This window comes from Kitasatospora putterlickiae (genome assembly GCF_039527695.1).
Taxonomy (GTDB): Bacteria; Actinomycetota; Actinomycetes; order Streptomycetales; family Streptomycetaceae; genus Kitasatospora; species Kitasatospora putterlickiae.
On record NZ_BAAAKJ010000184.1, the window covers coordinates 1 to 917 of the forward strand.

At 76.4% G+C, this 917-nt stretch carries 1 protein-coding gene; it reads left to right on the plus strand.

Translation table 11 applies throughout. The features are described 5' to 3' along the window. The first annotated feature begins 344 nt into the window (after window positions 1–344). Window positions 345–761 carry a TOBE domain-containing protein gene (locus ABD308_RS18445; protein WP_344335798.1) on the plus strand — a complete coding sequence of 139 codons (417 nt, stop codon included), beginning with the start codon at window positions 345–347 and terminating at the stop codon, window positions 759–761. The last annotated feature ends 156 nt before the right edge of the window (window positions 762–917 follow it).

Genomic DNA, 917 nt, shown 5'->3' on the forward strand with positions numbered 1-917 from the left:
AGCCGCGTGCTCACCGCCGGCGCCGCCGTCCGCCGGGACCTCTTCGGCGAGCCCTAGCGTCCGTCCTCACACCCCCGCCTGCCGGGCGGCGCGCCCCCAGCCTGGCGGCCGGGAAGTGCGCCCCCACCGCATGGACTCCGCCGCCCGGCCCGCCCTCCGGGCGGACGACGGGGGTTTGAAGGCGAACCCTGGGTGTCCTGACCACGGACGCCGGGCCCTGGGCTCCAGCGGGGGGCGCCGGTACGGCAGGATGGGCGGCGGGGCCCGGACCGGGCGGGGGCGAACCACGGCCCGGCCGTCTCCCCGGCCGCCGATCGTCCGCACCACCGTCAGGAGTCGCAACCATGGGCCAGCCCGGGGCACCGGCCAACCCCTACCGCATCGGCGAGGCCGCGGCGCTGCTCGGCGTGAGCGCCGACACCATGCGGCGCTGGGTGGACGCCGACCGGATCGCCGCCGAGCGGGACGAGCACGGCCACCGGATCATCGCCGGCGCCGAGCTGGCCGCCTTCGCGCGCGAACTGGGCCGCCCCGAGACCGCCGCCGCCGAGGGCCGCCCCTCCTCGGCCCGCAACCGCTTCCCGGGCATCGTCACCGACGTGGTGCTCGGCGACGTCGCGGCCCAGGTGGAGATCCAGGCCGGGCCGTTCCGGGTGGTCTCGCTGATCAGCAGGGAGTCGGCGGAGGAGCTGGAACTGGTGCCCGGCGCCCCCGCCACGGCCGTCATCAAGTCGACCAATGTGATGATCGAACGACGCTGAGCGCGATCAGCCGAGCGTCGAGGAGAGGACGCCCGATGCCCCACGACCCGCTGCCGTCCACCCAGAGCGCCGTCTTCGCCATCGAGGCGATGGCCGCCCGGCACGGCCGCTCGGTGCGCACCGGCCATGACATCGGCGCCGACCAGACCTTCGCCG

What these genes read in the sequence shown, in the direction of transcription:
- ABD308_RS18445 (WP_344335798.1), top strand. Translation starts at nt 345, where the DNA reads ATGGGCCAGCCCGGGGCACCGGCCAACCCCTACCGCATCGGCGAGGCC.